The sequence below is a fragment of the Mycobacterium scrofulaceum genome, assembly GCF_002086735.1.
GTDB classification, from domain to species: Bacteria; Actinomycetota; Actinomycetes; order Mycobacteriales; family Mycobacteriaceae; genus Mycobacterium; species Mycobacterium scrofulaceum.
In genome coordinates this window covers 97,348-122,522 of sequence record NZ_MVIJ01000004.1, presented here as the reverse complement: position 1 = coordinate 122,522, position 25,175 = coordinate 97,348, and the positions used below count along the sequence as shown (strand labels likewise).

General features: G+C 66.7%; 25 protein-coding genes. 12 read left to right on the top strand and 13 right to left on the bottom strand.

The annotated features are described in order from the left end of the window. Window positions 1–13 precede the first annotated feature (13 nt). The 10 genes from BST44_RS04860 to BST44_RS04815 form a co-directional block, all read right to left on the bottom strand. Entirely contained in the window at window positions 14–1,753 is a 1,740-nt protein-coding gene (locus tag BST44_RS04860; RefSeq protein WP_083175336.1) for an MCE family protein, read from the bottom strand. Further along, window positions 1,754–3,013: an MCE family protein gene (locus tag BST44_RS04855; protein ID WP_083175334.1), complete on the bottom strand. Its 1,260-nt coding sequence runs from the start codon at window positions 3,011–3,013 to the stop codon at window positions 1,754–1,756. Continuing rightward, the gene (locus BST44_RS04850; protein WP_142274352.1) at window positions 3,010–4,437 is read right to left on the bottom strand and encodes an MCE family protein; all 1,428 of its coding nucleotides are present in this window, start codon (window positions 4,435–4,437) and stop codon (window positions 3,010–3,012) included. The genes BST44_RS04855 and BST44_RS04850 overlap by 4 nt, the downstream gene beginning before the upstream one ends. After that, window positions 4,434–5,552 carry an MCE family protein gene (locus BST44_RS04845; protein WP_083175416.1) on the bottom strand — a complete coding sequence of 373 codons (1,119 nt, stop codon included), beginning with the start codon at window positions 5,550–5,552 and terminating at the stop codon, window positions 4,434–4,436. The genes BST44_RS04850 and BST44_RS04845 overlap by 4 nt, the downstream gene beginning before the upstream one ends. Continuing rightward, entirely contained in the window at window positions 5,552–6,574 is a 1,023-nt protein-coding gene (locus BST44_RS04840) for an MCE family protein (protein WP_083175333.1), read from the bottom strand. The genes BST44_RS04845 and BST44_RS04840 overlap by 1 nt, the downstream gene beginning before the upstream one ends. Further along, window positions 6,571–7,833 carry an MCE family protein gene (locus tag BST44_RS04835; protein ID WP_083175331.1) on the bottom strand — a complete coding sequence of 421 codons (1,263 nt, stop codon included), beginning with the start codon at window positions 7,831–7,833 and terminating at the stop codon, window positions 6,571–6,573. The genes BST44_RS04840 and BST44_RS04835 overlap by 4 nt, the downstream gene beginning before the upstream one ends. 21 nt (window positions 7,834–7,854) lie before the next feature. Next, window positions 7,855–8,700 (bottom strand): ABC transporter permease, encoded by an 846-nt coding sequence (locus BST44_RS04830; protein WP_083175329.1) that lies wholly within the window; start codon window positions 8,698–8,700, stop codon window positions 7,855–7,857. A gap of 8 nt (window positions 8,701–8,708) precedes the next feature. Then, complete coding sequence (locus tag BST44_RS04825; protein WP_083175328.1) at window positions 8,709–9,527, bottom strand: MlaE family ABC transporter permease; 819 nt, start codon at window positions 9,525–9,527, stop codon at window positions 8,709–8,711. Window positions 9,528–9,911: 384 nt separating this feature from the next. Next, window positions 9,912–11,117, bottom strand: a complete 1,206-nt coding sequence (locus BST44_RS04820) for a CaiB/BaiF CoA transferase family protein (RefSeq protein WP_083175326.1) — start codon at window positions 11,115–11,117, stop codon at window positions 9,912–9,914. Next, the gene (locus BST44_RS04815) at window positions 11,114–12,640 is read right to left on the bottom strand and encodes an aldehyde dehydrogenase family protein (RefSeq protein WP_083175324.1); all 1,527 of its coding nucleotides are present in this window, start codon (window positions 12,638–12,640) and stop codon (window positions 11,114–11,116) included. Before BST44_RS04815 ends, BST44_RS04820 begins: the two co-directional genes overlap by 4 nt. Before the next feature lie 279 nt (window positions 12,641–12,919). Between BST44_RS04815 and BST44_RS04810 the strand changes: the two genes are divergently transcribed. The 6 genes from BST44_RS04810 (at window position 12,920) to BST44_RS04785 (ending at window position 17,218) form a co-directional block, all read left to right on the top strand. After that, complete coding sequence (locus BST44_RS04810; RefSeq protein WP_083175322.1) at window positions 12,920–13,621, top strand: SDR family NAD(P)-dependent oxidoreductase; 702 nt, start codon at window positions 12,920–12,922, stop codon at window positions 13,619–13,621. 30 nt (window positions 13,622–13,651) lie between these two features. Then, a complete protein-coding gene (locus BST44_RS04805; protein ID WP_065446173.1) occupies window positions 13,652–13,846 on the top strand; it encodes a ferredoxin in 195 nt (64 codons plus the stop codon). A gap of 21 nt (window positions 13,847–13,867) precedes the next feature. Next, window positions 13,868–15,232, top strand: coding sequence for a cytochrome P450 (locus BST44_RS04800; protein WP_083175320.1), 1,365 nt, complete (start codon window positions 13,868–13,870; stop codon window positions 15,230–15,232). 125 nt (window positions 15,233–15,357) lie between these two features. Next, a complete protein-coding gene (locus tag BST44_RS04795; protein WP_083175319.1) occupies window positions 15,358–15,804 on the top strand; it encodes a hypothetical protein in 447 nt (148 codons plus the stop codon). A 50-nt stretch (window positions 15,805–15,854) separates the two neighbouring features. Next, the gene (locus BST44_RS04790; protein WP_083175318.1) at window positions 15,855–16,649 is read left to right on the top strand and encodes an Rv1363c family protein; all 795 of its coding nucleotides are present in this window, start codon (window positions 15,855–15,857) and stop codon (window positions 16,647–16,649) included. Beyond that, window positions 16,646–17,218 (top strand): hypothetical protein, encoded by a 573-nt coding sequence (locus BST44_RS04785; RefSeq protein WP_083175316.1) that lies wholly within the window; start codon window positions 16,646–16,648, stop codon window positions 17,216–17,218. Before BST44_RS04790 ends, BST44_RS04785 begins: the two co-directional genes overlap by 4 nt. 21 nt (window positions 17,219–17,239) lie before the next feature. Here the strand turns inward: BST44_RS04785 and BST44_RS04780 are convergent, their stop codons facing one another. Both BST44_RS04780 and BST44_RS04775 read right to left on the bottom strand, forming a co-directional pair. Then, window positions 17,240–18,415, bottom strand: coding sequence for an acyl-CoA dehydrogenase family protein (locus BST44_RS04780; RefSeq protein ID WP_083175315.1), 1,176 nt, complete (start codon window positions 18,413–18,415; stop codon window positions 17,240–17,242). Further along, a complete protein-coding gene (locus tag BST44_RS04775; RefSeq protein WP_083175415.1) occupies window positions 18,399–19,397 on the bottom strand; it encodes an acyl-CoA dehydrogenase family protein in 999 nt (332 codons plus the stop codon). The genes BST44_RS04780 and BST44_RS04775 overlap by 17 nt, the downstream gene beginning before the upstream one ends. Before the next feature lie 212 nt (window positions 19,398–19,609). Here BST44_RS04775 and BST44_RS04770 point away from each other — a divergent pair, with 212 nt between their 5' ends. The 6 genes from BST44_RS04770 (at window position 19,610) to BST44_RS04745 (ending at window position 24,681) form a co-directional block, all read left to right on the top strand. Further along, window positions 19,610–19,990, top strand: a complete 381-nt coding sequence (locus BST44_RS04770) for a carboxymuconolactone decarboxylase family protein (RefSeq protein ID WP_083175314.1) — start codon at window positions 19,610–19,612, stop codon at window positions 19,988–19,990. A 9-nt stretch (window positions 19,991–19,999) separates the two neighbouring features. Beyond that, window positions 20,000–20,893: an NAD(P)-dependent oxidoreductase gene (locus BST44_RS04765; RefSeq protein WP_083175312.1), complete on the top strand. Its 894-nt coding sequence runs from the start codon at window positions 20,000–20,002 to the stop codon at window positions 20,891–20,893. Window positions 20,894–21,131: 238 nt separating this feature from the next. Continuing rightward, entirely contained in the window at window positions 21,132–22,223 is a 1,092-nt protein-coding gene (locus BST44_RS04760) for an amidohydrolase family protein (RefSeq protein ID WP_083175413.1), read from the top strand. Window positions 22,224–22,252: 29 nt separating this feature from the next. Next, the gene (locus tag BST44_RS04755) at window positions 22,253–23,398 is read left to right on the top strand and encodes an amidohydrolase family protein (RefSeq protein WP_083175311.1); all 1,146 of its coding nucleotides are present in this window, start codon (window positions 22,253–22,255) and stop codon (window positions 23,396–23,398) included. Between the two features lies 1 nt (window position 23,399). Next, the gene (locus BST44_RS04750) at window positions 23,400–23,798 is read left to right on the top strand and encodes a Rieske (2Fe-2S) protein (RefSeq protein ID WP_083175309.1); all 399 of its coding nucleotides are present in this window, start codon (window positions 23,400–23,402) and stop codon (window positions 23,796–23,798) included. Between the two features lie 16 nt (window positions 23,799–23,814). After that, complete coding sequence (locus BST44_RS04745) at window positions 23,815–24,681, top strand: alpha/beta fold hydrolase (RefSeq protein ID WP_083175308.1); 867 nt, start codon at window positions 23,815–23,817, stop codon at window positions 24,679–24,681. A gap of 5 nt (window positions 24,682–24,686) precedes the next feature. Here BST44_RS04745 and BST44_RS04740 read toward each other — a convergent pair whose 3' ends face one another. Next, complete coding sequence (locus tag BST44_RS04740; RefSeq protein WP_083175306.1) at window positions 24,687–25,160, bottom strand: hypothetical protein; 474 nt, start codon at window positions 25,158–25,160, stop codon at window positions 24,687–24,689. Window positions 25,161–25,175 lie beyond the last annotated feature (15 nt).

Here is a 25,175-nt window from a genome sequence, read left to right as displayed (position 1 = left end):
CCGCGCCACGTCTTCAGGTGGGAAGCATGTCCTGCCATGTCTTGGGCGCTGTCGGGGCGACGAGATCCGACTGCTGGTACAACTTTCCGTCCGGACCGACGTAACGGCCCGTGCGCGGGTCGTACCGGGCGACGGTGACGGACGGCACCGGCTTCCCGGCCCCGCCGCCGAATGAGCTCGGCGCCGCCTGCGGCCCCTCACCGCCGGCCGCATCGGGGACGACGGCATCGGGAGCGGCGGGCGGCGCGGGTGGTGGCGGGGGAAGTTCCCCGGGTGCGGGAACGTCGAGTGGCGCGATGGGCGGCAGGTCGGCCGACATCCTCGACATCGGCGCCAGCGGGGGCGGTCCCGACGACGGCACGGGCGGGACCGCCGCGCCGACCGTGCCCGGTGGAGGATTCTCTCCCCGCGGTCCCGCCGGTGTGCCGCGCGGCTCCGCCCCCGGCGGCAGCGGCGTTCCCTCGGCAGGGCCAAACATCCTGTCGTTGACGGTAACCCGGTCGTCGGGTGGGACGCCCTGGGCGAGCAGGTTGGGGTCGAGTGGGTAGGGGCCGAGGACGTGTTGTTTCATCGCCAGCGGCATGTACGGCTTGTCGCTGTTGCAGATTTCGACGGTGGGCGCGCGCTTGCCCGGGTGTCCCATGCAGGGATAGTTGCGGGCACCGCGAACCGAAAGCGGTGAATCCTGCGGGAGCTTGCAATACAACCCGTCCGGTGTGTCGATGTCGGTGAGGTCGTCCGGGGATCGCCAGGTGTTGGGTGGCATGAAACCGACCGTGCAGATCGGCGGATCATCGATCGTGAGCGCGAAGTCGCCCCGGGCCGTTCCCTCGGGATGGTTCGGCGCCGCGGCGGCCTGCTCGATCGCGACCGCCGACGGCAGCAACACCAGCAGCTGCTCCAGCGAGGGGTGGTAGGTGACGCCGATCTGACCGATGGTGGTCAGGTTGGCGAGCAACACCGGCAGCGTCGGTTTGACTTGCTCGAGCAGGCGGGACGCTTCGTTCGCGGCTTCTGGACCGTTTTGCAGGATGGTGCGGAAGTGGGAATCGTTGTTGACCAACACGTCCGAGATGCCGGCGAAACTACGCGCCCACGTCCTGATCGAATCGGTGGTGCGCGCTTGGGTGTCCAGCAGCGGCCCGGTGTCTTCGGTGAGGGCCCGGGTGCGGTCGACGACGCCGTTGGCGTCGCGGGACAGCGTCTGTGAGGAATCGATCAGTGACCCCAGGTCGTAACCGGTACCGTTGAAGCCCTGGAAGGACTCGTCGAGCAACTGACCGAGTTTGGTCTTCGGGATGCTTTGGACCAAGGCGTTGAGCGAGTCGAGCATCGGTCCGACCGGCTGCGGAATCGTCGTGTCGCGCGCGGAGATCACCGAACCGTCGTGCAGGTAGGGCGGCGCATCGGTCTTGGGCCGCAAGTCCACGTACTGTTCACCCACCGCGGAGACGCTGAGCACCTCGGCCCTCAGGTCCGCGGGGACCTTCGGCGAAGTGCTAAGCGACAGCGTCGCTTTCGCGCCGGTCGGCGTCAGGCCCACCGCCGTGACCTTACCGAGCTGAACCCCACGGTAGGTCACGTTGGAAAACCGGTACAGCCCGCCGGTGGCGGGCAGCTCGAGCGTCACCGTCATCCGGCCGATGCCCAACAGCGTCGGCGCCTGGACGTAGTAGAGGACCATCGCGATCACGCCAATGGTCCCGGCGATCGCGAAAACCGCGAGCTGGATCCGGACGAAGCGCGTCAGCATCTACTGGCCACCTTCCGTCGGCGCCGTTGCGGGCGGCGGCGTTTGACCCGCGTCGGGCGGCGGTGCCGCGGTTGGCGGGGGCCCGGGCAGCGGGCCCGTGCCCGGCGCAGGACCGGGCAGCGGAGGGAGGCTCGCCGGGTCGACCCACGGTGGCCGCACGGGGTCATGCATCGGATCGTGGGTGTACTGCAGGTAATACGGGTCCCCGGGCGCCGGCACCAACGGCTGGTCCAACTGCCCCCAGTGGGTCCCCAGCATCAGGCCTTGCTTGAGCCGCGGAATCGACAGGTCCAAATCGACGTGCAGGTTGAAGTAGTCACCCCGGATTGCCCGGTCGACGAAGTTCTGGGTGAACGGGAACACGAACGCGGCCGCGATAGCCGTGCCGAGCTCGGGTCCGACGTCGGCGAGCGCGCGGATGGTCGGCTCCAAGTTCTTGAGGTTCTTGACCAGGTCGGCCTGGGAGTCGTTGACCAGCCGGGTGGCCGTGTTGGAAAAGACGCGAAGTTTGTCCAGGGCGGCGGTGAGCCGTGGGCGCTCCTTGATCAGCACGTCGAGAGCGGGCGGGATCTTTTGCAGCGCTTGGGTGAGAACGTCGCGTTGGTCGGCGAATGTGCCGGCAAGCCGGTTCAGCGCCTGGATCGAGTCGACGAGGTTGTCCCGCTGATCGTCGAGCGTTCCGACGAACGTGTCGAGGCGGGTGATCAGGTCGCGCACCGCGCCCTCGCGCCCGGACAGGGCGGCGGAGAAATTGTGGATGATCTCCCCGATCTGTCCCAGGCCCCCGCCATTGACGACCGCTCCCAGCGACGACAGCGTCTGCTCCGTCGACGGGTACGCCGACGATCGGCTGAGCGGGATGGTGGCGCCCGGCTGCAGCCGACCACTGCCCTGCTGGCCCAGCGGCGTGTTGAGCTCCACGTGCATCGACCCCAGCAGGCTGGTCTGGCCGACGGTGGCCACCACGTTGGCCGGCACGACCACGTCGCGCTTGACCGAGATCTCGACGTCGGCGTGCCAGCCCCGCACCCTCATCGCGCCGACACTGCCGACGACGACGTCGTCGATCATCACCGGTGAATTCGATTCCATCGTGCCGACGTTCGGAAGCTCGACATGGTAGATGTTGGCCCCCGGCCCACGTCCGACCGCGCCGGGCAGGGGCAGCGAATTCAGGCCGTGGAACGCGCAGCCCGTCGCCGTCACCGCCACGCAACAGCCGATGGCGAACACGCGCCGAGCCGCTACCCGGGCGATCATTGTTGTGGTCCATCGGTCGGGAGCAGCATGTCCGACGTGCTCTGCGCCGGGGGCGGTGGGGGCGGCATCGGTGTCGACGGCGGCGGCGGCAGCGGCATCGCCGCGCCCGGTATCCGTTCGGGCGGCACCGCCCCCGGCGGTCCAACCGGGTCGCCGGGCAGGCCGGTGTAGGCCGACACCGCGGGCGGGATCTCGGGCGGTCCGGGCTTCGGGCCCTCGCCGCCGGGCGCCAGGCGTGGTTCGGTGTAGAGGATGTTGGACGGATCCACCGATTTCGCCAGGAAGATGTTGATGGGGATCGGCAGGTTGTTGAAGTTCAGGACCCGCAATCCCGGGCCGAGGAACAGGGAGCACAGCTTGCCCGATTCCACGGCGGTGACGTTCTCGATGGCGCCGAGTGCGGTGCAGCCGGGCACGGGCAGGGGAACCATCAGACCCGAGAACGTGGGGTTCGCGAAGTTCATGATCCCGAACCCGCCGATGATGGTTCCGGTGTCGGCGTTGTAGTCGTTGAAGAAGTTGCCGAGCGCGTTCGGCGCCGCGTGCAAGATGTTCTCCAGATCCATGTGTTGATCGACCAGTACCTGTGTGACGTCGGCCAACCGGGCGATCTGCTCGCTGGTCTGGTTGCGCGTCCCGGCGATGAAGCGCTGCACCTCGCCGACCGCCGTCGACAGATCGGTCAGCGCCGCGTCCAGCTCGGATTTGCTGTCGTTGACCACGCTGGTCAGCGTGGCCAGGCGGTCGTTGAACTGGACGATCTGGACGTTGCTGTCGCGCAGCGCGCCGACGAAGGTCTGCAAGTTCTTGATGATGTCGACGATGTTGCCGCTGCCGTTGGCCAGGATCCGGCCCACCCCGGACAGCTGACCGAGCGTCTGCCGTAGCTTGTCGCCGTTGCCGTCCAGCGCATTGGCGGCACTGTCGATGAACCGGCCCACCGACGTGCCCGAAACACCACTCTTTGGTCCCAAATCCGTTGCCAGCCGCATCAACTGGGTCTTGACCTCGTCCCACTCGACGGGCACGGCGGTCCGTTCCACCGGGATGACGGCAGCGTCGGGCATGACCGGGCCGCTGTCCCGATAGGCCGGCGTGAGTTGAACGTAGCGGGCGGACACCAGGTTCGACGCGACGATCACCGCCTTCGCGCCCGCCGGAATGGGCACGTCGCGGTCGACCTCGAGGGTCATCTTGGCCTGCGTCCCCACCGGCTCAATGGATTTGATGTTGCCGACCTTGACACCCGATACCCGCACCTCGTCGTGGGGATAGATCGCGGTGGCGGTGGTGAAGTACGCGGTGATGGTCTTCGGGCCGAAAACCGTATTGCGCACGAGCACGGCGGCGCCGGCGACGATGAGCCCGGCCAGGACCACCGCCGTCACGGCCGTCAGGCCCTTGCGGGGGAACCCGGCGATCACTGTGATCCTCCGACCCGCCCGCCCAGCGTGCAGCCGGGGCACACCGGAATGGCGTTGAACGGCCAGGGAGTCAAGGACCGGGGCAGCGGCGACGGGTGGCCGGGACCCTTCGAGGTGTCGAAGGTCCGGAATCCCCAGAGGTAGTCGATGATCGGCTGGAAGAGTTGCGGGGCAAGGAAGTTCGGGACGAACGCTGAGTAGGCGTACATGCTGGAGATGCCCTCACCGACGGTGATCTGGAATTTCTTCAGGCCCGGCAGCGCCTTGCTGATGTTGTCACGGTTCTTCTGCAGCATCGCGGTCACCGAGTTCAGCCTCTCCAGCGTCGGCGCCAATTTGCTTTCGTTGTCGTGCACCAATGCCGTCAGCTGTTTGGCCACCGCCGACGTGTTGGCCAGGAGGTCCACGATCTCTTGGCGCCTCGCCACCAGCACCTCGAGCAGGGAGTCGGAGTTGAGGATGAGTTTGTTGACCTGCTGGCTGCGTTCGGAGAGCACCCCCGTGACGTCACCGGCGCTCTTGAACAGCTCGCCCAGGTTCTTGTTGCGGCTGTTGAGGGTGCGGGACAGCCGCGTGAGCGCGTCGAAGGCCGGCCCCATTTGCGGCGCGATCTGGTCGAGCGTCGCCGCCAGCGTGTCCAGCGATTGGTTCAGCGCCGTGGTGTTCGTTCCGGCCGTGTCGGTCGTCAGGTCGCTGACCGCTTCGGTCAGCGAGTACGGCGAGGACGTGCGCGAGACGGGGATGAGAGCCATCGGATGCAACGTGCCGGTGCCGGCGGACTCCAGCGTCAGCGTCCGTTCGCCCAACAGCGTTCCCGTACGGATGTGCGCGGAAGTCTCCGACCCGAGCAGGACGTCGCCCTTCATCGCGAACGTCACCAGTGCGTCGCCGTGCCGCAGCTTCACGTCCGACACCGTGCCGACCTTCACGCCCGACACCAGCACCGGGTTGCCCGTCGCAAGCCCGCCGGCCTCGGTGAACAGCGCCTGGTACCTGACCATCGTCGCCCACGAGATGAACCGGTCGGGTGACAGGCCCACGAGGATGACCATCACCGCCAGAACGACGCCGATGAGTCCGGCCTTGACGAGCCCAGCTCCGCGATACTTGAGCATCAGGGTTCCGTGCACCTTCCAGCGTCCGACCTGAATATGGGGGCTTTCACGGTCCTGCCCTGGAGATCCGTGCCGCGAATCTCCAACTGGCAGAGGTAGTACGGGATGGTGGCGCCGTCCACGCCGAGCCGGACCAGCTTGCGGTAGTTCTTCGGCGCCTTGCCCAAGGCGGCGTCGAGGCGGTCCTTGTCGTTATCGAGAATCGGTGCCAGCCGGTTCAACTGATCGATGGTGCCCGACAGCGGTGGCCGCGCGGCGCTCAGCAGGTCCGCCAGCGAGGCGGTTCCCCTGTCCAGGGCGTCGATGGCGGAGCTGATGGTGTTGCGGTCGTCCGACAGCCCGCTGACAAGCCGCTCGAGGCGATCGATCGCGCCGGAGAACTTGGTGCCGTCCTTGGAGATCGTGCCGATCACGATGTTGAGGTTGTCGATCAATTGCTGCACGGTTTGATCGTTGTCGGCCAACGCATTTGAGAACGACGTCGTTTTGGAGAACAGTGACTCGAGCGTGCCGCCCTGCCCCTGGAAGACCTGCAGCAATCCTGCGGTCAGGGCGTTGACGTCGCGCGCATTCAGGCCCTGGGTAACCGGTTTCAGCCCGCCCAGCAACAGGTCGAGGTCGAGCGCCGGCGCCGTGCGGCTGACGGGAATCTGACCGCCGGCCGGCAGGTGCCTGGTCGAGCCGGGACCATCGGCGAGCTCGAGGTAGCGGTCGCCCACCAGGTTCAGGTAGCGGACCGCCGCCCTCGTGCCCTCGGTCAGGACGACGCTCCGGTCGGCGTCGAACCCCACCACGACCTTCTTGTCCGGCTGCAGCGAGACGCTGTTGACGGTGCCGACCCGGATACCGGCGACCCGCACCGACTGCCCGGGTTTGAGGCGCGAGACGTCGGTGAACACCGCCGAATACCCGGTCGTCGCGCCCGTCCGGTACTGGCCGAAGATGAAGAACAGGAAGGCGGTCAGGATCGCCATCACGATCGCGAAGATCGTGAACTTGACCAGCGTTGCGCGCGTTCTCATCCGGGCATCCCCACCTGGGCGGAGTTGCGTGGGGGGCCGGCGATCGGTCCGTACAAGAGCTGCTTGAGCAGATCGGAGTTGATCAGCAGCTGCGGGTTTCCGTAGCCGACCGGGTCGGCGCCGATATCGGTGATGAGTTGCTTCGGTTTGGTGTTGAACGGCAGGTTCGGCAGGCCCATGCACTGCGGGCCGCCCGTCGCCGCGACCTTGGGCAGGTTGGTCGGATACCGGTAGCGTTCCCCGCCCCACACGATGCTCGACGAGATGTTGATGCTGGGTTCGGACAACGGCGGACCGTGCGCGATGTTGATCATCCCGCCGAAACCGCAGGTGAACACCTCGTGGTACTCGTTGGTGAGATCGGTGGTCGGCACCAGCAGATGCATCACATTCGTCAGCGGTTGGCGGTTGGTCGACAAGACGTCGTTGCCGATGTCGGCCAGGCCGATGGCGCTGATCAGCAACGCGTCCAGGTTGCGCTGCTCGTCGACGAGCGTCTTGCTGATCCGCGTCGCGTTGGCCGCGGTTTTCACCAGGTTCGGTGCCGCGTCGGCGTAGGCGTTGGACACGACCGGCAAGACCGACAGGTCATGCCGGAACGCGGGAAGGCTCGGCTCCAGTCTGGCCAGAAACGAATCCAGGTCGCTCAGCGCCTGGCCAAGCTGCGGGCCCCGCCCGCTGAACGCTTGCGCGAGCGCACCCAGTGACTCGTTCAGCTTGGGCGGGTCGATGTGCGACAGGACGGACACCAACTGCTGGAACACCGTGTTGATTTCGACCATCACGTGCTGGCCCTGCAGCGTCTGCCCACCGTGGAGCCGCTGGGCAGAGGGTTGGGCGGGTTCGACCAATTGGACGGACTTCGCGCCGAACACCGTTGACGACGCGATGTCGACGAGCACATTGCTGGGAATGAAGCGCAATTGCGACGGGTCCATCGCCAAGTGGATGGCCGCTTGGCCGTTGGGCAGCGATTCCACCGAGGCGACCTTGCCCACCTGCACGCCGCGCATCTTGACCTTGGCGTCGGGGTTCATCACCAGGCCGGCGCGTTGCGAAACCACGGTCACCGGCACGGTTTCGGTGAAGGAGCCCTGAAACAGACCCACCGCCACGGCGAAAATCAAGCCGATGATGAGAACAGTGGCGAGCCCGAGCAGGGGTGGCAGGTAAGTCCGTCCGGCCGGCGGCCGCGCATGGCCGGCGCGCGGGGGTCGGCCGGCGGGCGCGCCGCGACCCGCGGGCACACTCTGCGTCACTGCCGTTCCACCTCCTTCAAGCTAACCGGACAGGTTGAAGTTGCCGTTCGTACCGTAGATAGAGAGCGAGACCAACAGCGTTACCGACACCACGACGATGAGCGAGGTGCGCACCGCGTTCCCGGTCGCGTTGCCGACACCGGCCGGTCCGCCCGAAGCGAAATAGCCGTAGTACGTGTGGATCAGCAGGATGGTGAGCGCCATCAGGATGGCCTGCAGGAACGACCACAACAGGTCGATGGGGTTCAGGAACGTGTCGAAGTAGTGCTGGTACAGGCCCTGGGACTGTCCGAGCAGGAATGTTGTGGTGAACTGGCTGGCCACGAACGACAGGATGACGGCGATGCTGTACAACGGCGTGATGGCCAGCATTCCCGCCAGGATCCGGGTGCTCACCAGGTAGGCAACCGGCCGAATGGCCATGCTCTCCAAGGCATCGACTTCTTCGTTGATCCGCATCGCACCCAACTGTGCGGTCACCCCGGCGCCGAAGGTGGCGGCCAGACCGATGCCGGCGACCACCGGCGCCGCGATGCGCACGTTGATGAACGCGGCCAAAAAGCCTGTCAGCGCCTCGATGCCGATATTGCCCAGCGAGGTGTACCCCTGAATCGCCAGGGTGCCGCCCGCCGCCAGCGTCAGGAAGCCGACGATCACCACGGTTCCGCCGATCATCGCCAAGGTGCCCGCGCCCATGCTGATCTCGGCAACCAGCCGAACGACTTCGCGGGTGTAGCGGGTAGCGGCGAAGGGGATGCCGGCGAGCGCTTTTCCGTAGAACAACGTGTGGTCGCCGATCCGGCCCAACAGGGCGACCGGCCTCTCGAATTCGCGAACCAGTCGCGGATATGTGGCCCTCAGCGCCATTGGCAGCCCTACTTCGCCGTCATCTTGATGCCGATCGCGGTGACGACCACGTTGACGACAAACAGGGACATGAAGGCATACACCACGGTTTCGTTCACCGCGTTCCCCACGGCCTTGGCGCCCCCGCCACTGATCGACAGGCCCCGATAGCAGGCCACCAAGCCGGCGATGAGGCCGAAGAGTGCTGCCTTGACGCACGAAATGATGACCTCGGGCACGCCGGTGAGCAAGGTGATGCCCGCGGCGAACGCGCCCGGGTTCACGTCTTGCACGAACACCGAGAAGACGTAGCCGCCAAGGACGCCGATGATGACGACGAGGCTGTTGAGCAGGAAGGCGACCAATCCCGAGGCCAGCATGCGCGGCGTGACCAACCGTTGCACCGGGTTGATGCCCAGCACCTCCATCGCGTCGATCTCTTCACGAATCGTTCGCGCGCCCAGGTCCGCACACATCGCCGTGGCGCCCGCGCCCGCCACGATCAAAACCGTCACCAGCGGTCCGAGCTGGGTGACCGCACCGAACGCGGCACCCGCACCGGAGAGGTCCGCGGCGCCCAGTTCGCGCAAGAGGATGTTGAGCGTGAAGCTGACGAGGACGGTGAACGGAATCGCCACCAACAACGTGGGAGCCAGCGACACACGCGCGACGAACCACGATTGCTCCAAGAACTCCCGCCACTGGAACGGCCGGCGGAACGCGAACTTGACGGCATCGGCCGACATTGCGAACAGGGCCCCGACGGCCTGCATGGGCCCGGAGATGTCCCATTTCAGTTTCAGCTGGGGCAATCCCGCGGACCAGCGGTCCGCTCCTCTGGTCGCCATCGGCCTCAAACCCCTTCCTGAGTTATGAGACCGGCAGTCTTGTTCCGGTGTGCTGACTGCTGTAGATTAGGCTGGACCGGCGGCCACGACGGCGTGCTGGAAACGACGAAACGCCTTGCGGGTGGCCGGAATCCGGCATCTGTCCCGGGCATGACAGCGCTTCCCAACCCCACGCCAGGACCTCCGTTCTGTCGCGTGAGTAGGCGCTTCAAAACGTGGTGCCCCAAGTCTTGAAGCGTCCGGCGATTATGACTCATAGCGAGTCCGAGTGGAGCGGAAAATGCATAACCGTTATCCGACAAGCAATCAGCACTCCGCTTAGCAGGGGCGAATGAGTCGCCACGGCCGCTACGGTCGGCTCAGACATCGAGGACACCTCCGGTCCTAGGTGACGGCGCCGGCCGTCTTGAGTTCGATGATGCGGTCCCAGTCGAGTCCGAGCTCCATCAAGATCTCGTCAGTCTGCTCGGCGAATCCGGGCGCCGGACCAGTGCGCGGCGCCGCGACGTCGAACTGGACCGGGTTGGCAACCAGCTCGAGTTCGCCCGCGCGCACCATGTACTCGTTTGCCCGAATCTGCGCGTCGTCGACGGCCTGGAGGGTGTCCTGGACCGGCGCCCACGGCCCCGCCAGCGTGGCGAAGCGTTCGCTCCACTCGGCAAGCGTGCGGGTTGCGATGGCCTTGGTCAAGAGCTCCACGGCGTCCGCCGTGTTGGCGGCGATCTTTTCCACGGTGGCGAATCGCGGGTCGTCCGCGAGCTCGGGCAGGCCGACGTGGCGGCACACGTCGGCCCAGAACTTGGTGGGCTGCATCATCACAAAGGAGATGTAGCGCCCGTCGGACGTGGTGTAGAGGCCCACCAACGGGTTGTTCGGGGCGCCGTGCACGCCCGGCGGTGGCGCTTGCAATCGCTGCCCCAGGTGCTTGGTCAGGGCGACCGTGTGCCCCATCGACCACAGCCCGCTGCCGAGCAGTGAAACGTCGACGACGGACGGTTCGCCGGTGCGTTCGCGCTTGAGCAAGGCCGCCGCGATCCCACCGGCGAGGTTGGTGCCGGAGATGGTGTCACCGTAGGCGGGACCGGGCGGCGCGATCATCCCGGGCATCCCCGCCGGGGTGATGGTCGCGGCGGTGCCGGCCCGGCACCAGAAGGCGGTCATGTCGTAGCCGCCCTTGGTGGCCTCTTCGCCGCGCGGGCCGAGCGCGCTGCCGCGCGCGTAGACGATGGTCGGGTTCACCGCGCGGATGTCGTCGACGTCGATCCCGAACTTCTGCCGGGCGCCGGGCAGGAAGCTGGTCAGGAACACATCCGACCGGCGGGCCAGCTCGTAGAGCACGTCCTTGCCCTCGGGCACCGACATGTCGAGCCCGATGCTGCGCTTGAGGCGGTTCGCATGTTCGATGTTCGGATTCGGGTCACCTTCGACCCGCAGCATGCCGGTCTGCCGCAGGCCGCGTTGCGGGTCGCCGGTGACCGCGTGCTCGACCTTGACGACGTCCGCGCCCCACTCGGCGAGCACGGCGCCCGCCGACGGGACGAACCCGTACATGGCGACTTCCAGGACGCGGATGCCCTCGAGCGGCCTCACCCGCGGGCCCCCGCCGCCGGCACCGCATAAGTCTTGCTCTCCAAGAACTCCTCCAGCCCGGCGACGCCCATCTCGCGGCCCACGCCCGACTGCTTGAAGCCCCCGAACGGGCTGTCCGCGCCGAAGTAGTTGCCGCCGTTGATGGAGAACGAACCGGTCCGGATGCGGCGCGCCACGGCGAGCGCCCGGTCCTGGTCGCGGCTGAAGACGGCGCCCGCCAGCCCGTAGATCGAGTTGTTGGCGATGCGCACCGCGTCGTCGTCATCGTCGAACGTGAGCACGACAAGCACCGGCCCGAAGATCTCGTCCTGCGCGATCTCGCTGTCGGGATCGACGTCGGTGAGCAGCGTCGGCGCATAGAAGTAGCCGGGATCCAACCGCTTGCCGCCGGTGACCAGGGTGGCTCCGGCGGCAACCGCCCGCTGGACCATGCCGTCGACCTTGTCCCGCTGGCGTTCGCTGATCAGCGGCCCCATGAAGGTTTTCGGGTCGGCCGGGTCACCGTGGCGCACCTTGGCGAAGTTATGCGCGATCAAATCGACGATCTCGTCGTGGTGCGACCTGGGCACCAGCAGCCGCGACGTCAGCGCGCACCCCTGCCCGGCGTGGGTCACCATGCTGAACGCCGCGAACATGGCCGCGCTGGTGAAGTCGGCGTCGTCGAGGACGATGGCTGCCGACTTGCCGCCCAATTCCAGGAAGACCCGCTTGACCGTGTCGCTCGCCGCGGCCATGATCTTGCGCCCGACGGCGGTCGATCCGGTGAAGGTGACGACGTCGACGTCGGCGCTGGTGGTCAGCGCCTCACCCGCTCCGGGACCCGACGAGCTCAGCACGTTGACCACGCCGGCGGGTATGTCGGTGTGGTCGGCGATCAGCTCACCGAGCGCCAGCGTGACCAACGGTGTGTCCGGCGCGCCCTTGAGGACGACGGTGCACCCGGCGGCCAGCGCCGGGGCCAGCTTCGCCAGCGCCAACTGGTTCGGGTAGTTGTAGGCGATGATCGCGGCAACCACCCCGGCCGCTTCCTTCTCCACCCAGCGGCGGTGGAGCATGCCCCGCGATTCCTTCTCGCCGAGGTCTTCGGAGAACGGATAGCCGCGAAGCAGATCCGCGTAGAAGCGCACGATGCCGATCGGTTCGTCGAGCTGAGCGCCCTGGGTCAGCGCCCGGGTGGCGCCGACCTCGGCGATGGTCAGCTCGCGCAACTCGTCGGCGTGGTCGGTCAGCACCCGGTGCAGCTGGTCGAGGCAGCGGATCCGCAACTCGACGTCGGTGGACCAACCGGTGGTGTCGAACGCACGCCGGGCCGCCGCGATCGCCGCTTCGGCCTCCCCGGCACCGGCGTCCGGAGCGTGTCCGATGACGGCTCCGGTGGCGGGGTTGACCGACGGAAATGTCTTGTCGGCGGTGACCAGGCGGCCACCGATCAACAGCCGGCGGTCGGCGTGTGACTCAGGCGCGGCGTCCGCGATGGCCGCTGTGGCTCCAGCGGCGGGCTCTGCCGTGTCCTGGGCAGGCATCCGACCCCCTAATGTGGTGACGGTCACGATAATTTGATTCTCTTCCCCGGCGAATCTTACATTCGTGTCTCGATAATTCAAGAAACTCTCAGGAATGAGGCCGGGCCCCTGACCAGCGAAGCAAACGCCCATCCGTCGCAGCGTAAGGCGCCCCGACGCAGGCCGAACAGGTTTTCCCGGGCGTGTTGCAACCCGCTCTTCCGCGAGAGTAAGGTTCTCATAATCGTAAGCGAGATTCTTTGTGGCTGAGACGGTCACCTTTGGAGTAGAGGTCTCAACGTGAAGACTGCGGTGGTCACCGGCGGCGGATCCGGTATCGGGCTTGCCGTGGCGCAGCGGTTGCGCGCCGACGGTCTGGACGTCGCCACGATCGACCTGCGACCGTCGGACGACGACCACTCGTTCACCGCGGACGTCACCGATCGGTCGCAGGTGGACGCCGCGGTCGCGGCCATCCGCGCCCAGCTGGGGCCGGTCACGGTTCTCGTCAATGCCGCGGGTCTGGACGGATTCAAGCGCTTCAACAACATCACGTTCGACGACTGGCAACGGGTGATCGACGTCAACCTCAACGGGGTCTTCCACACCATTCAGGCCGTGCTGCCCGACATGATCGCGGCGCAGTGGGGACGCATCGTCAACATCTCTTCGTCGAGCACGCACTCCGGCGCGCCGTACATGAGTCACTACGTGGCGGCCAAGTCCGCGGTCAACGGGCTCACCAAGTCCTTGGCCCTCGAGTACGGCCCCGCCGGCATCACGGTCAACGCGGTGCCGCCGGGCTTCATCGACACCCCGATGTTGCGCGCCGCGGAGAAGAACGGCTTCCTGGGCGACATCGAGGAGACCATCGCGCGGACCCCGGTGCGCCGGATGGGCAAGCCCGAAGACATCGCGGCGGCATGCGCTTTCCTGGTGTCCGAAGAGGCCGGCTACATCACTGGTCAGATCCTGGGCGTCAACGGCGGTCGCAACACCTGAGCCGGCAACGAACCACCGCAAGGAGACACCGTGAAGGTCTGGGTTGATCCAGAACGCTGTCAGGGCCACACCCTGTGCGCGATGATCGCGCCGGAGTCCTTTCAGCTCAGCGACATCGACGGCAGTTCGTCCGCGGTCGACGAAGTGGTGCCGGCCGAGCGTGAGGACCAGGTTCGCGAAGCCGCGCAGTCTTGCCCGGAGCAGGCCATCATCATCACCGAATGACACGTAAAGGGAGACAGAGCTTTGAGTGTCGGCGACGCGGTCAGCGATAGCGACCGCAAGAAGAAGCGGTATCAGTTCGAGCGGCATTCCCCGGAATACCGGTCGAACTTCAAGGCCATCACCGAAGAGATGCACGCCAAGTGCCCGATGGCCTGGAGCGACACCTACGGCGGCCATTGGGTGGCGGCCGGAAGCCACGAGGTGTTCGAACTGGCTCGCTGCCCCGCGGTGTCCAACGATCACGACGTCAACAACGAACGCCGCGGCTACAAAGGCATTTCGATTCCGACGGCCAGCCGGATCAACGGGGTGCGCGGCGGCATCCTGGAGATGGACGACCCCGAGCACCGCATCTACCGCAACGTGCTCAACCCGTACCTGTCACCGGCCGCCGTCAAACGCTGGAAGCCGTTCGTCGACGACGTGACCCGGGCCTGCCTCGACGAGAAGATCGGGGAAGGCCAGATCGACTTCGTCGACGACCTGGCCAATGTCGTGCCCGCGGTCCTGACACTGGCCATGCTGGGCATCCCACTGAAGAACTGGCAGATGTACAGCGAGCCCACCCACGCGGCCGTGTACACCCCCGAACATTCCCCGGACATCCAGCGAGTCACCGAGATGCATCGGCAGATGGGGCTCGACCTGGTCAACAACATGATCGAGATTCGCCAGAACCCGCGGCCCGGCATCGTCAACGCCCTGCTCGAGATGCGCATCGACGGCGAGCCCGCCCCCGACCTGGAGGTCCTCGGCAACCTCGGCCTGGTCATCGGTGGCGGCTTCGACACCACGACTGCGTTGACCGCGCATTCACTGGAATGGCTTTCGGAGCACCCCGATCAACGCGAGTTGCTCAGCAAGCAACGCGATACCCTGCTCGACCCGGCGACCGAGGAATTCCTGCGGTACTTCACCCCGGCCCCCGGCGACGGCCGAACCTTCTCCGACGACGTCGAACTCGACGGCACCCAGTTCAAGGAGGGGGAACGGCTGTGGATCTCGTGGGCCATGGCCAACCGGGACCCAGCGGTGTTCAAAGACCCGGACGAGATCGTGCTGGACCGAAAGGGTAATCGCCACTTCAGCTTTGGCCTCGGCGTCCACCGGTGCATCGGATCCAACGTGGCTCGCACCGTGTTCAAATCGATGCTGACGGCCGTTCTCGACCGGATGCCCGACTATCACTGCGACCCCGAGGGCACCATCCACTACGAGACCATCGGCGTCATCCAGGGCATGCGCAAGCTGCCGGCCGGCTTCACCCCCGGCCGCAAGATCGGGGCCGGCCTGGACGAGACGCTGGAGAAGCTGCAACGCATTTGCGACGAGCAAGAGCTGGCCAGACCGATCACCGAACGCAAGGAAGAGGCGGTCATCGACTGAGCCGCTCCCGGCCCGGGCCGGGTGAGTGCAGACACCGGAAGCGAGCCGTTGACTGCCGCAATTTTTCCGAGTAGGCCTGTGCAGCGTGGCGGCGCCCTATATTCAGGCCAGGCACGTGTGCAGAGATGGGAGACGCACCGGTGAAGACTGTTGCAGTGAGCCTTGCGCTCGCCACCGCCGCACTCACTCTTGAGCCGGTCGCCCACGCGGACATTCAGGTTGGCAACTACCGGCTGGACACGCCGCGCGACCCCGGCCACAGCTGGATCTGGGCGATCCGCCCGTGCCGGTACGACCAAGGACCGGAATGCCTCACCGTCCAAGCGATTGCGCAACCCAACGGGCAAGCGGCGCCGTGGAAGTCAGACGCACACCTGTCCAACGGCCGCTACACCATGGCGGTTGACGTGCCCGACGGTGTGCGCTGCGTGGTCCAGTTCTTTCCCTCGCACGACGTTTATTCGTGGGATGCGGCGACGATGGCGGGACAGGTCGATTCGACGTTCGACACCGGCTGCGGCGGCGGACCGGGGGGCACCAACAGCTGGCCGTTCTCGCTCGTGCGATGGTAGCCGCGTGACCCGCAGGCAGTCGATCCGGAAAGTGACGGGCAGTAAGCGCGATGGCTGAGGGCAAGGAACCGCCGCAAGATTCGGCTCCGTCGAAAGCCGACACGATGGCTTTGATCGCGGAAGCCGAGGCGGAAGCCGCCGAAGCCGAAGCACTCGCGGCCGCGGCGCGCGCCCGCGCACGTGCCGCCCGGCTCCGGCGCGAAGCGCAGGCCGCCGAAGCCCCCGGCGACGAATCTGCCGACGCCGACGCCGACGAGACCGCCGAAGCAACCGAGGACGCGGAGGCCGAAGAGGGCATCGCCGACGAGGCCGACGCCGAACCGGAAGCAGAGCCGGCCCGCTCCCGGCGCCGCGTGCCGCTGCCGCGGTTGTCCGTGGCGTGGAAGGCGGCGGTCATCGCCCTCATTTGCGCCTTCGTCGGGGCGAGCGGATTCATGGTGTGGCACCATCACGAAGCCACCGAGCGCAACCAGCGCGTCGCGAACTTCATCGCCGGGGCCCGACAAGGTGTCGTCAACATGTTCTCCATGGACTTCAACAGGGCCAAGGAGGACGTGCAGCGGGTGATCGACAGCTCGACCGGTCAGTTCAGGGACGACTTCCAGCAGCGCGCGAAGGACTTCACGACGGTCGTGGAGCAGTCCAAAGTGGTCACCCAGGGAACCGTGAACGCGGCGGCGGTGCAATCCATCGAGGGGGACTCCGCCTTGGTCCTCGTCGCGGCGTCGTCGCGGATCTCCAACGCCGCCGGTGCCAAAGACGAACCGCGCAACTGGCGGCTCAAGGTGACCGTCACCGACGACGGCGGGCAATACAAGATGTCCAAACTGGAGTTCGTTCCATGAGCGCGGTTGACCGGGACGCCGAGGCCGCCGACGACTCCGCCGAACGGACCGAGCGCACAAAGCGTAGTGCGGATCGCCCCGGACGCGGGGTGAAAGTCGTTCCGGTCGTGCTGATTTTGCTGCTGCTGATCTCCGGCGGCGCGGCGACGTGGTTGTACTTCAAGCAGTACCGGCCCGACAAACAAACCGACCCCGGCGTCGCGAACGCGGTCGTCGCTGCGGCGTCCGACGGAACGGTCGCGTTGCTGTCCTACTCGCCCGAGTCGCTCGACAAGGACTTCGCCGCCGCGAAGTCACACCTGTCCGGGGATTTCCTGTCGTACTACAACCAGTTCACCGAGCAGATCGTCGCTCCGGCGGCCAAACAGAAGTCGCTGAAGACCAGCGCCCGAGTGATCGGGGCCGCGGTCTCGGAGTTGCATCCGAATTCCGCCGTGGTGCTGGTGCTGGTCGACCAGAGCACCACCAGCAAGGACAACCCGGACCCCGCGATGGCGTCCAGCAGCGTGCTGGTGAGTCTGGCCCGGGTCAACGGCACCTGGCTGATCACCAAATTCGACCCGGTCTAGCGACTCCCGCCGCACAGCGAGCTAACCGCGCGGCAGACCGAGCACCCGCTGGGCGATGATGTTGCGCTGGATCTCCGACGTGCCCCCGGCGATCGTCCCCGAGAAGCTGCGGGCGTAGCGCTCGAACCAGCTGGCGAAATAGTGGTCGAGGTTCATGTGCGCGTACGGCCCGGTCTGTCCGGGGTGGACGAGCCCGTCGGATCCCGCCGACGTCAGCGCCAGCTCCATGCCGCGCAGCTCGGCCTCGGACCCGAGCAGCTTGAGCACCGAGATCGCGGCCACGTCGTCCTCGCCGCGCGAAGCACGCGCCAAGGCGGCCGAACCCAACAGGCGCAGCGCCTGCTTGTCCATGATGGTGCTCGCGTACCGGTCGCGCTCGACGTCGGTGCGTGGGTGGAAGTCGTCGATCATGTTCTCGAGCCGATCGGCGAAGCCCAGCCACATCATCGTGCGTTCGTGGCCCAGCGACCCGTTGGCCACCCGCCAGCCCTGGTCGATCTCGCCGACCAGGTTCTCGGCCGGCACCCGCACGTCGGTGAAGAAGACCTCGTTGAAATCCAGGTCCTCGGCGCCGCAGATCGACGGGAACGGCCGGCGCACGAGGCCCGGGCTGTCGGTGGGGATGACCAACGCGCTGATTCCCTTGTGCTTCGGCGCATCCGGGTTGGTGCGGACGAAGGTCAGCAGCACGTCGGCGTCGTGCGCTCCCGACGTCCACACCTTCTGGCCGTTGACCACGAAGTGATCGCCGTCCAGCACCGCGCGCGTGCGCAGCGACGCCAGGTCGGAGCCCGCGCTGGGCTCGCTCATCCCGAGCGACGCGGTGATCTCGGCCCGCAGGATCGGCACCGCCCAGCGCCGCTTCTGTTCGTCGCTGCCGAACGACAACAGCGACGCCGCAACGATATTCACGCCCTGCGGGTTGAAGCTGTGGTAGATGCGACGGCGGCTGAGTTCCTCGAGGTAGACGAACTGCTGAATCACCGTCGCGCTGCGACCGCCGAACTCGGGCGGCTGGCTCGGCAGGAGCCAGCCGTTGTCGAACAGCAGCCGCTGCCAGTCGCGCGCCCATTGCGGCATGTGCGATACCGACCGTGGGCGCTCGAACGTTTCGCTTGCGGGAGGGAGATTCTCGTCGAGGAAGGCCGCGAACTGCGCCCGGAACTCCTCGACGTCGGAATCAAAAGTCAGCTGCACGGTATTCCTCCGCGATGCGCGCCCGGTGCTCGGCCGCACCACCGAGCATCAGCTCGCCGGCTTTGGCGCGCTTCAGCGCGAACTGCAGATCGTTCTCCCACGTGAATCCCATTGCGCCATGGAGCTGTAACCCGTGGCGGAACACCAGCGACTGGCACTCCCCCGCCGACGCCTTGGCCATCGCCGCCGCCAGCCGGCGCCGCGGATCGTCGGCGGCAATCGTCAGCGCCGCGAAGTACGCGAGCGCCCGGGCCCGCTCCACCGCGACGTGCATGTCCGCGGCCTTGTGCTGAACGGCCTGGAACGAGCCGATCGGCACACCGAATTGCCGACGGCTGCGGACGTGTTCGAGCACCAGGTCGAGAATGCGTTGGCAGGCACCGACCATGGTGATCGCCATGCCGGTGAGCGCGACGTGGTGCGCGCGTTCGGAATCGACCGCGAGCCGGGCGGCATCGGGCACCCGGACCTCGCAGAACGACAGGTCGGCGACGTGCAGGACGGGGTCGAAGACCGCGGTCCGGCGCGCCGACACCTGGTTCGACGCGGTGAGGAACACCCCGGCGTCGGTCACCACCGCCAGCCGGTCGACGCGGTCACCGTCGAGCACGTGGCGGGCCGTACCGTCCAGCACCCAACCGTCGGCGTCCCGATGTGCGGCCACCCCGGCGTACACGGCGGTACCCGACTCGTGCGGGTCGAAGTGCGCGGCCGCCAACGGGGCGAACTGGCTCATCGTCGCCAGGAATGGGGTGGGGTCGGTCGCGCGTCCCAGCTCCTCGAGCACGACGGCCAGCTCGACGGCGCTTTCGGGATCGCTCAGCTCGGTCCAGCCCTGGTCCACGTAGGACTTCCACAACGGGCTGGGATCGACGCCGTCCTCGGCCACGCCGCGCACCAGCGAGGGCGGGCACTGCTTGGCGACGGCGTCGCGAACGGTCTTCTGCCACAGCCGCTGATCGGCATCGAACTCCAACAGCATGAAGGCCGCCTCCTGTCGTCACCGCCGCTGCGAGAATATCATTCTCCTCGACGGAAGTAATAATCTCGAAAACGGATTATGGGGTGACCGAGGCGGACGAGCGGATCACCGGAACATGGCACGTCGGGGCGCGGGTGCAGACCGCGCGGACGATGCAAGACTGCGGTCACGGCAATTCCGGCCGCCGATCTCCACGACGAAGGAGTAGACCATTGGAGCGCGAAACCTACCAGCGGGGCCTGCACATTCGCTCCGAAGTGCTCGGCGAGGACTACGTCAAACGCGCGCTGGCCGACGCGGACGAATTCACCGGACCCCTGCAGGATCTCGTCACCGAATACTGCTGGGGCGCGGTGTGGGGCCGCGAGGAGCTGCCCCGGAAAACGCGCAGCATGCTCAACCTGGCGATGATCTCGGTGCTCAATCGGCCGAACGAATTGCGGACGCACGTCAAGGCCGCGCTGACGAACGGCGTCACCCGTGAGGAGATCCGCGAGGTCTTCCTGCAGGTGGCTATCTACGCCGGTGTGCCCGCCGCGGTCGACAGCTTCCGCATCGCGCGTGAGGCGTTCGCCGAAGCCGACCGGGACTAGGGCCCCGTCGTGGAGGTCGGATTCATCGGGTTGGGCAACATGGGATTTCCCATGGCGCGCCGCCTGATTCAGGAAGGCCACGATGTCGTCGCCTTCGACACGCGCGCGGGGGCGCTCGAGCGCATCGTCGCCGTGGGGGCGCGCCCCGCGTCGTCGCCGAAAGAGGTCGCCGACCGCACCGAAACCGTCCTGGCGAGCCTGCCGACACCGCTCGCATCGCTCGAGGTGGCCGCCGGTGCGGCCGGCGTGATCGGGGGCGCCCGAGTCAAGCGCTATGTCGACCTGTCCACCGTCGGCAGCCGAGTGGCGGTGCAGATCCATGACCGGCTCGCCGAGCGGGGCATCGCGACGATCGACAGCCCGGTCAGCGGCGGGGTCGCTGGGGCCGAGCGGGGCGCGCTCGCGGTCATGGTGTCCGGTCCGCGCGCCGAATTCGACGCCGTCCGGACCGCGCTCGAGGCGATCGGCCGGCCCCTCTACGTCGGGGCCAAACCCGGTTCGGCGCAGACGATGAAGCTCGCCAACAACATCCTGGCGGCCAACGTGCTGGCCGCCACCGCCGAGGTTGTCGTCATGGGCGTCAAGGCCGGCCTCGACCCCGACGTGATGATCGAGGTGCTCAACGCCGGGTCGGGCGCCACCAGCGCGAGCAGGGACAAATTTCCCCGCGCGATCCTCAACCGGAGCTTCGACTACGGGTTCGCCACCGGCCTGATGGTCAAGGACGTGCGTCTGTACCTCGACGAGGCGGAAGCGCTCGCCGTGCCCACCGACGTCGCCGCAACGATCGGACGGCTCTGGGCGAAGGTCGCGGACGACCAGGGCCCCGATTCGGACTTCACGACGGTGATCAAACCACTGGAGAAGGCCGCCGGCGTGACCGTGGGCCGTCCCACCTCCTGACCGAGGACGCCAGCCCGTCCCGGCCGGTGACGACCCTGCCCAAGTCGCGAGAATGGTATTATCCGCATTTAAGAACGATATTGGCGCCGGCGGCCGGAAAACCGCGATGACCAGTGACGATGACTAAACGAAACGCTTACCGAAAACCCGTTGATTGACCACCGAGACGAATGTTAGGTTATCTATCATATGACCCGGCTGGGCGCGCGTCGGCGGTCCGAGTCGAAGGATGGCTTTCGTGATCGAACACGCTGACGGAACCCGCACCCCGCTCATCGACGCGAGCGTGCACATTTTCTTTCCGTCCAACAAGGCGCTGCGGAAGACGCTGCGCGAGCCGTTCAAAAGCCGCGGCTTCCCCGATTACGAGATGGATTGGTACGGCGCTCCGGGCGGTGAGTACGCGCCCAACACCGAGGGCCCGGACGGTCAGTATCCGGGTTCGGATCCGGAATTCGTTGCCCATGAGCTCTTTTCGAAGCGCGGGGTCGACGTGGCGGTTCTGCATCCGATGGGCCGCGGCATCATGCCGGACCGGCACCTGGGCAGCGCGCTGCACGCCGCCCACAACGAGATGATGGTGACGAACTGGCTGGAGTCGCGCGAGCACGGCGAGCGATTCCGCGGCACCATCCGGGTGAACCCCGACGACATCCCCGGCGCCTTGCGCGAGATCGAGCGGTGGCGGGCGCATCCCCGCGTGGTCCAGATCGGTGTGCCGCTGCAATCCCGCGAGCTCTACGGCAAGCCGCAATTCTGGCCGCTGTGGGAGGCCGCGGTCGACGCGGGACTTGCGGTGGCCGCGCACATCGAGGTGGGCAACGGGATCATGTTCCCGCCGACCCCGTCCGGGAACACCCGCACGTACGAGCAGTACGTGAGCTTCATGGCGCTGAACTACATCTACCACCAGATGAACATGATCGCCGAGGGAGTGTTCGAGCGCTTCGCCGGCCTGAAGTTCGTCTGGGCCGACGGCGCCGCCGACTTCCTGACGCCGTTCATCTGGCGGATGGACACCTTCGGCCGGCCGCACCTGGAACAGACGCCGTGGGCACCGCGGATTCCGAGCGACTACCTGCCCGGTCACGTGTATTTCGTTCAGGGCAGCCTCGACGGTCCCGGTGACGTCGAGTTCGCCGGCGAGTGGTTCGGCTTCACCGGCAAGGACGACATGGTGATGTTCGGCTCGAGCTATCCGCACTGGCAGTTCGGTGACGCCGGCAAACTCCCCCGGGCGCTGTCGGCCGCCCAGCGCGAGAAGGTGTGCTGGCGCAACGCGGCGCGGCTGTACGGGATAGACATCCCCGCCGAAGTGGGCGCACAGTAGGAGTAAGACGTGAGACCGAGGAGTTCAACATGACGTTGACCCATTCGCAGGAGCGGGTTCCCGCTGCCGAGCGCATCGCCGTCCGGTGCGTCGATTCGGACGTTCACCCGGCGCCCAAGCGGGGTGAGCTCGTTCCCTACATCCCCGAGCCGTGGCGCAGCAAGTACTTCCTCAACCGCAACGTGGGCGAGCTGATCTACTACGACGCTCCCGACTACGCGCACTCCTACGCGATGCGTGTGGACTCGTTCCCCGCCAATGGCGAGTTCCCTTGCAGCGACCCGGATATGGCGTTCCGCCAGCTCATCATGGAGGCGGGATCCGACATCGCGATCCTGGAACCCGCCGCCTACCCGGCCCGCCTTCCCGAGGCGCAGCACGCGATGTCGTACGCGCTCAACGACTGGCAGGCCAATCACTGGCTCGACAGCCACAACAACTGGCACGAACGCTGGCGGGGCTCGATCTGCCTGGCCATCGAGGAGCCGGAGGCGTCCGTGCGCGAAATCGAGCGCTGGGCCGGGCATCCCTTCATGGCGCAGATCCTGATCAAGGCGGAACCGAAGCCGTCCTGGGGCCATCCCAAATACGACCCCATCTGGGCCGCCGCCACCAAGCACGACATCACCGTCAGCTGTCACCTGTCGCGCAGCCAGTACGACGAGCTACCGATCCCGCCGGTCGGCTTCCCCAGCTACAACCACGACTTCATGGTCACCTACTCACTGCTGGCCGCCAACCAGGTGATGAGCCTGATCTTCGACGGCGTGTTCGACCGGTTCCCGACGCTGCGGATCGTGTTCGTCGAGCACGCGTTCACCTGGATCCTGCCGCTGATGTGGCGCATGGATGCGATCTACGAGGCGCGCAAGTCGTGGGTGGACATCAAGCGCAAGCCGTCGGATTACGTCAAGGACCACATCAAGTTCACCACCCAGCCGCTGGACTACCCCGAGGACAAGACCGAGCTGACCCGCGCGCTGGAATGGATGGAGTGCGAGAAGATCCTGCTCTTCTCCTCGGACTACCCACACTGGACGTTCGACGATCCGCGCTGGCTGGTCAAGCACCTGCCCAAGCACGCGCGGGACGCCGTGATGTACAAGAACGGCATTGCGACCTACCACCTTCCCGAGACGGTTCCCGTCCTCGAGGGCCAGGTCCGGGTGCTCTGAGTTGACGGAAGAGACGAAGCGGCCCGAGCCTCGCCTCGCCCAGGGCCGCGAACATGTAGTGGCGACGGTCGACGAAATCCCGCCGGGCACACACAAATTGGTGCCGATCGGACGCCACGGCGTCGGCGTCTACAACGTCAACGGCAGCTTCTATGCCATCGCGAACTATTGCCCGCACCAGGGCGGTCCGCTCTGCTCGGGCCGCGCGCGCGGGCGCACGATCGTCGATGAGACCGCCCCGGGCGACTCGGTCATGGTGCGCGATCGGGAGTACATCTATTGCCCTTGGCACCAGTGGGGTTTCGAACTGGCGACCGGGACCACCGCGGTCAAGCCCGAATGGAGTATCCGTACCTATCCGGTGCGCGTCGTCGGCAACGACGTTTTGGTGCAGGCCTAAACAACAGGAGAATCGGGTGCCTTCAATCGAGATCAACGGGGGAAACGTCGTCTACGAAATCCTCGGTGACTCCGGCGATCTCATCGCCCTGACGCCGGGCGGCCGGTTCAGCAAGGAGATCGAGGGCCTGCGCCCGCTCGCCGACGCGCTGGCCGCCGGCGGCTATCGCGTGTTGCTGTGGGACCGGCCCAACTGCGGCGCCTCCGACGTTCAGTTTTACGGCCAGAGCGAATCGCACATGCGCGCCGAGACGCTGCACAAGCTGGTGACCGGGCTGGGCTTCGAGCGCTGCATCCTCGCCGGCGGGTCCGGCGGCGCAAGGGATTCCATGCTGACCACGATGCTCTACCCCGAAATGGTGACCAAACTCGTGGTGTGGAACATCGTCGGCGGCATCTACGGCACCTTCGTGCTGGGCTCCTTCTACATCATCCCCAGCATCCTCGCGGTGCGCGGCACCGGGATGGACGGCGTGGTGAAGGTGGCCGAGTGGCGGGACCGCATCGAGGAGAACCCGAACAACAAGCAGCGGTTCCTCGACTTCGACTCTGGCGAGTTCCTCAAGGTGATGCTGCGCTGGCTGAACGCGTTCGTGTCCAAGCCGGGACAGACGATCCCGGGCGTCGAGGACGAGATGTTCGATCGGATCAAGGTGCCCACGTTGATCATTCGCGGCGGCGAGAACGACATGGATCACCCCAAGCGGACGTCGCTCGAGGTCAGTTGCCTGATCAAGGGGTCGAAGCTCATCGACCCGCCCTGGCCCGAGGACGCGTGGGAGCGCGCCGCCGAAGACCGCGCCGCGGGCCGGGTGCAGCACTTCAACATGTTCGACACCTGGGTGCAGGCCGCGCCCGCCATCCTCGAGTTCCTGGGGGCGTGATGGTCCTACCTGATCCGAATGTGGACCTCGCAGTTGAGCGAGGCCTCCAGCGCCGTGTGGACCCGGCTCTCCGGGATCCGTTCGAGGTCTTCCTCCCGCAGCGTCACGTAGACGATGTCGAAGCCGTCGCCGCCGGGCACCCGCTCGATGTCACCGGTCAGCCCGAAGCCGGCCAGCACGCCCTGGGCGTCGTCGTCGGTTCCCCGGCTGATGAAGGTGACCACCCCCGGGACCGGGTCGCCGCCGAACACTTTGGCGCACAAGTTCATTGCGGCGCCCTTGGCGGTGTCGCCGTCCTGGGCCGCGACAAGCAATTCGACCTCACGGCGGCCCGTGGGCATGGCCGCGAGGTCGTTCGCCACCAGGCCGGCGCCCACCCGCCCCGCGAGTTCGAGGAGCGCCGCCATGCCGTCTCGTAGCTGCGCGGGCGTGAGAACGCTTTGCGGGTCGACGTTGACGCGCACCACCGCAGTTCGCATGTGCCCAAGCCTAAC

Excerpts from the sequence above, each read along its gene's own strand:
- BST44_RS04755 (WP_083175311.1), top strand. The coding sequence starts at position 22,253 with ATGACGTTGACCCATTCGCAGGAGCGGGTTCCCGCTGCCGAGCGCATC.
- BST44_RS04825 (WP_083175328.1), bottom strand. The coding sequence starts at position 9,527 with ATGGCGACCAGAGGAGCGGACCGCTGGTCCGCGGGATTGCCCCAGCTG.
- BST44_RS04785 (WP_083175316.1), top strand. The coding sequence starts at position 16,646 with ATGAGCGCGGTTGACCGGGACGCCGAGGCCGCCGACGACTCCGCCGAA.
- BST44_RS04855 (WP_083175334.1), bottom strand. The coding sequence starts at position 3,013 with ATGATCGCCCGGGTAGCGGCTCGGCGCGTGTTCGCCATCGGCTGTTGC.
- BST44_RS04790 (WP_083175318.1), top strand. The coding sequence starts at position 15,855 with ATGGCTGAGGGCAAGGAACCGCCGCAAGATTCGGCTCCGTCGAAAGCC.
- BST44_RS04775 (WP_083175415.1), bottom strand. The coding sequence starts at position 19,397 with ATGCTGTTGGAGTTCGATGCCGATCAGCGGCTGTGGCAGAAGACCGTT.
- BST44_RS04845 (WP_083175416.1), bottom strand. The coding sequence starts at position 5,552 with ATGCTCAAGTATCGCGGAGCTGGGCTCGTCAAGGCCGGACTCATCGGC.
- BST44_RS04795 (WP_083175319.1), top strand. The coding sequence starts at position 15,358 with ATGGGAGACGCACCGGTGAAGACTGTTGCAGTGAGCCTTGCGCTCGCC.
- BST44_RS04830 (WP_083175329.1), bottom strand. The coding sequence starts at position 8,700 with ATGGCGCTGAGGGCCACATATCCGCGACTGGTTCGCGAATTCGAGAGG.
- BST44_RS04740 (WP_083175306.1), bottom strand. The coding sequence starts at position 25,160 with ATGCGAACTGCGGTGGTGCGCGTCAACGTCGACCCGCAAAGCGTTCTC.
- BST44_RS04815 (WP_083175324.1), bottom strand. The coding sequence starts at position 12,640 with ATGCCTGCCCAGGACACGGCAGAGCCCGCCGCTGGAGCCACAGCGGCC.
- BST44_RS04860 (WP_083175336.1), bottom strand. The coding sequence starts at position 1,753 with ATGCTGACGCGCTTCGTCCGGATCCAGCTCGCGGTTTTCGCGATCGCC.
- BST44_RS04840 (WP_083175333.1), bottom strand. The coding sequence starts at position 6,574 with ATGAGAACGCGCGCAACGCTGGTCAAGTTCACGATCTTCGCGATCGTG.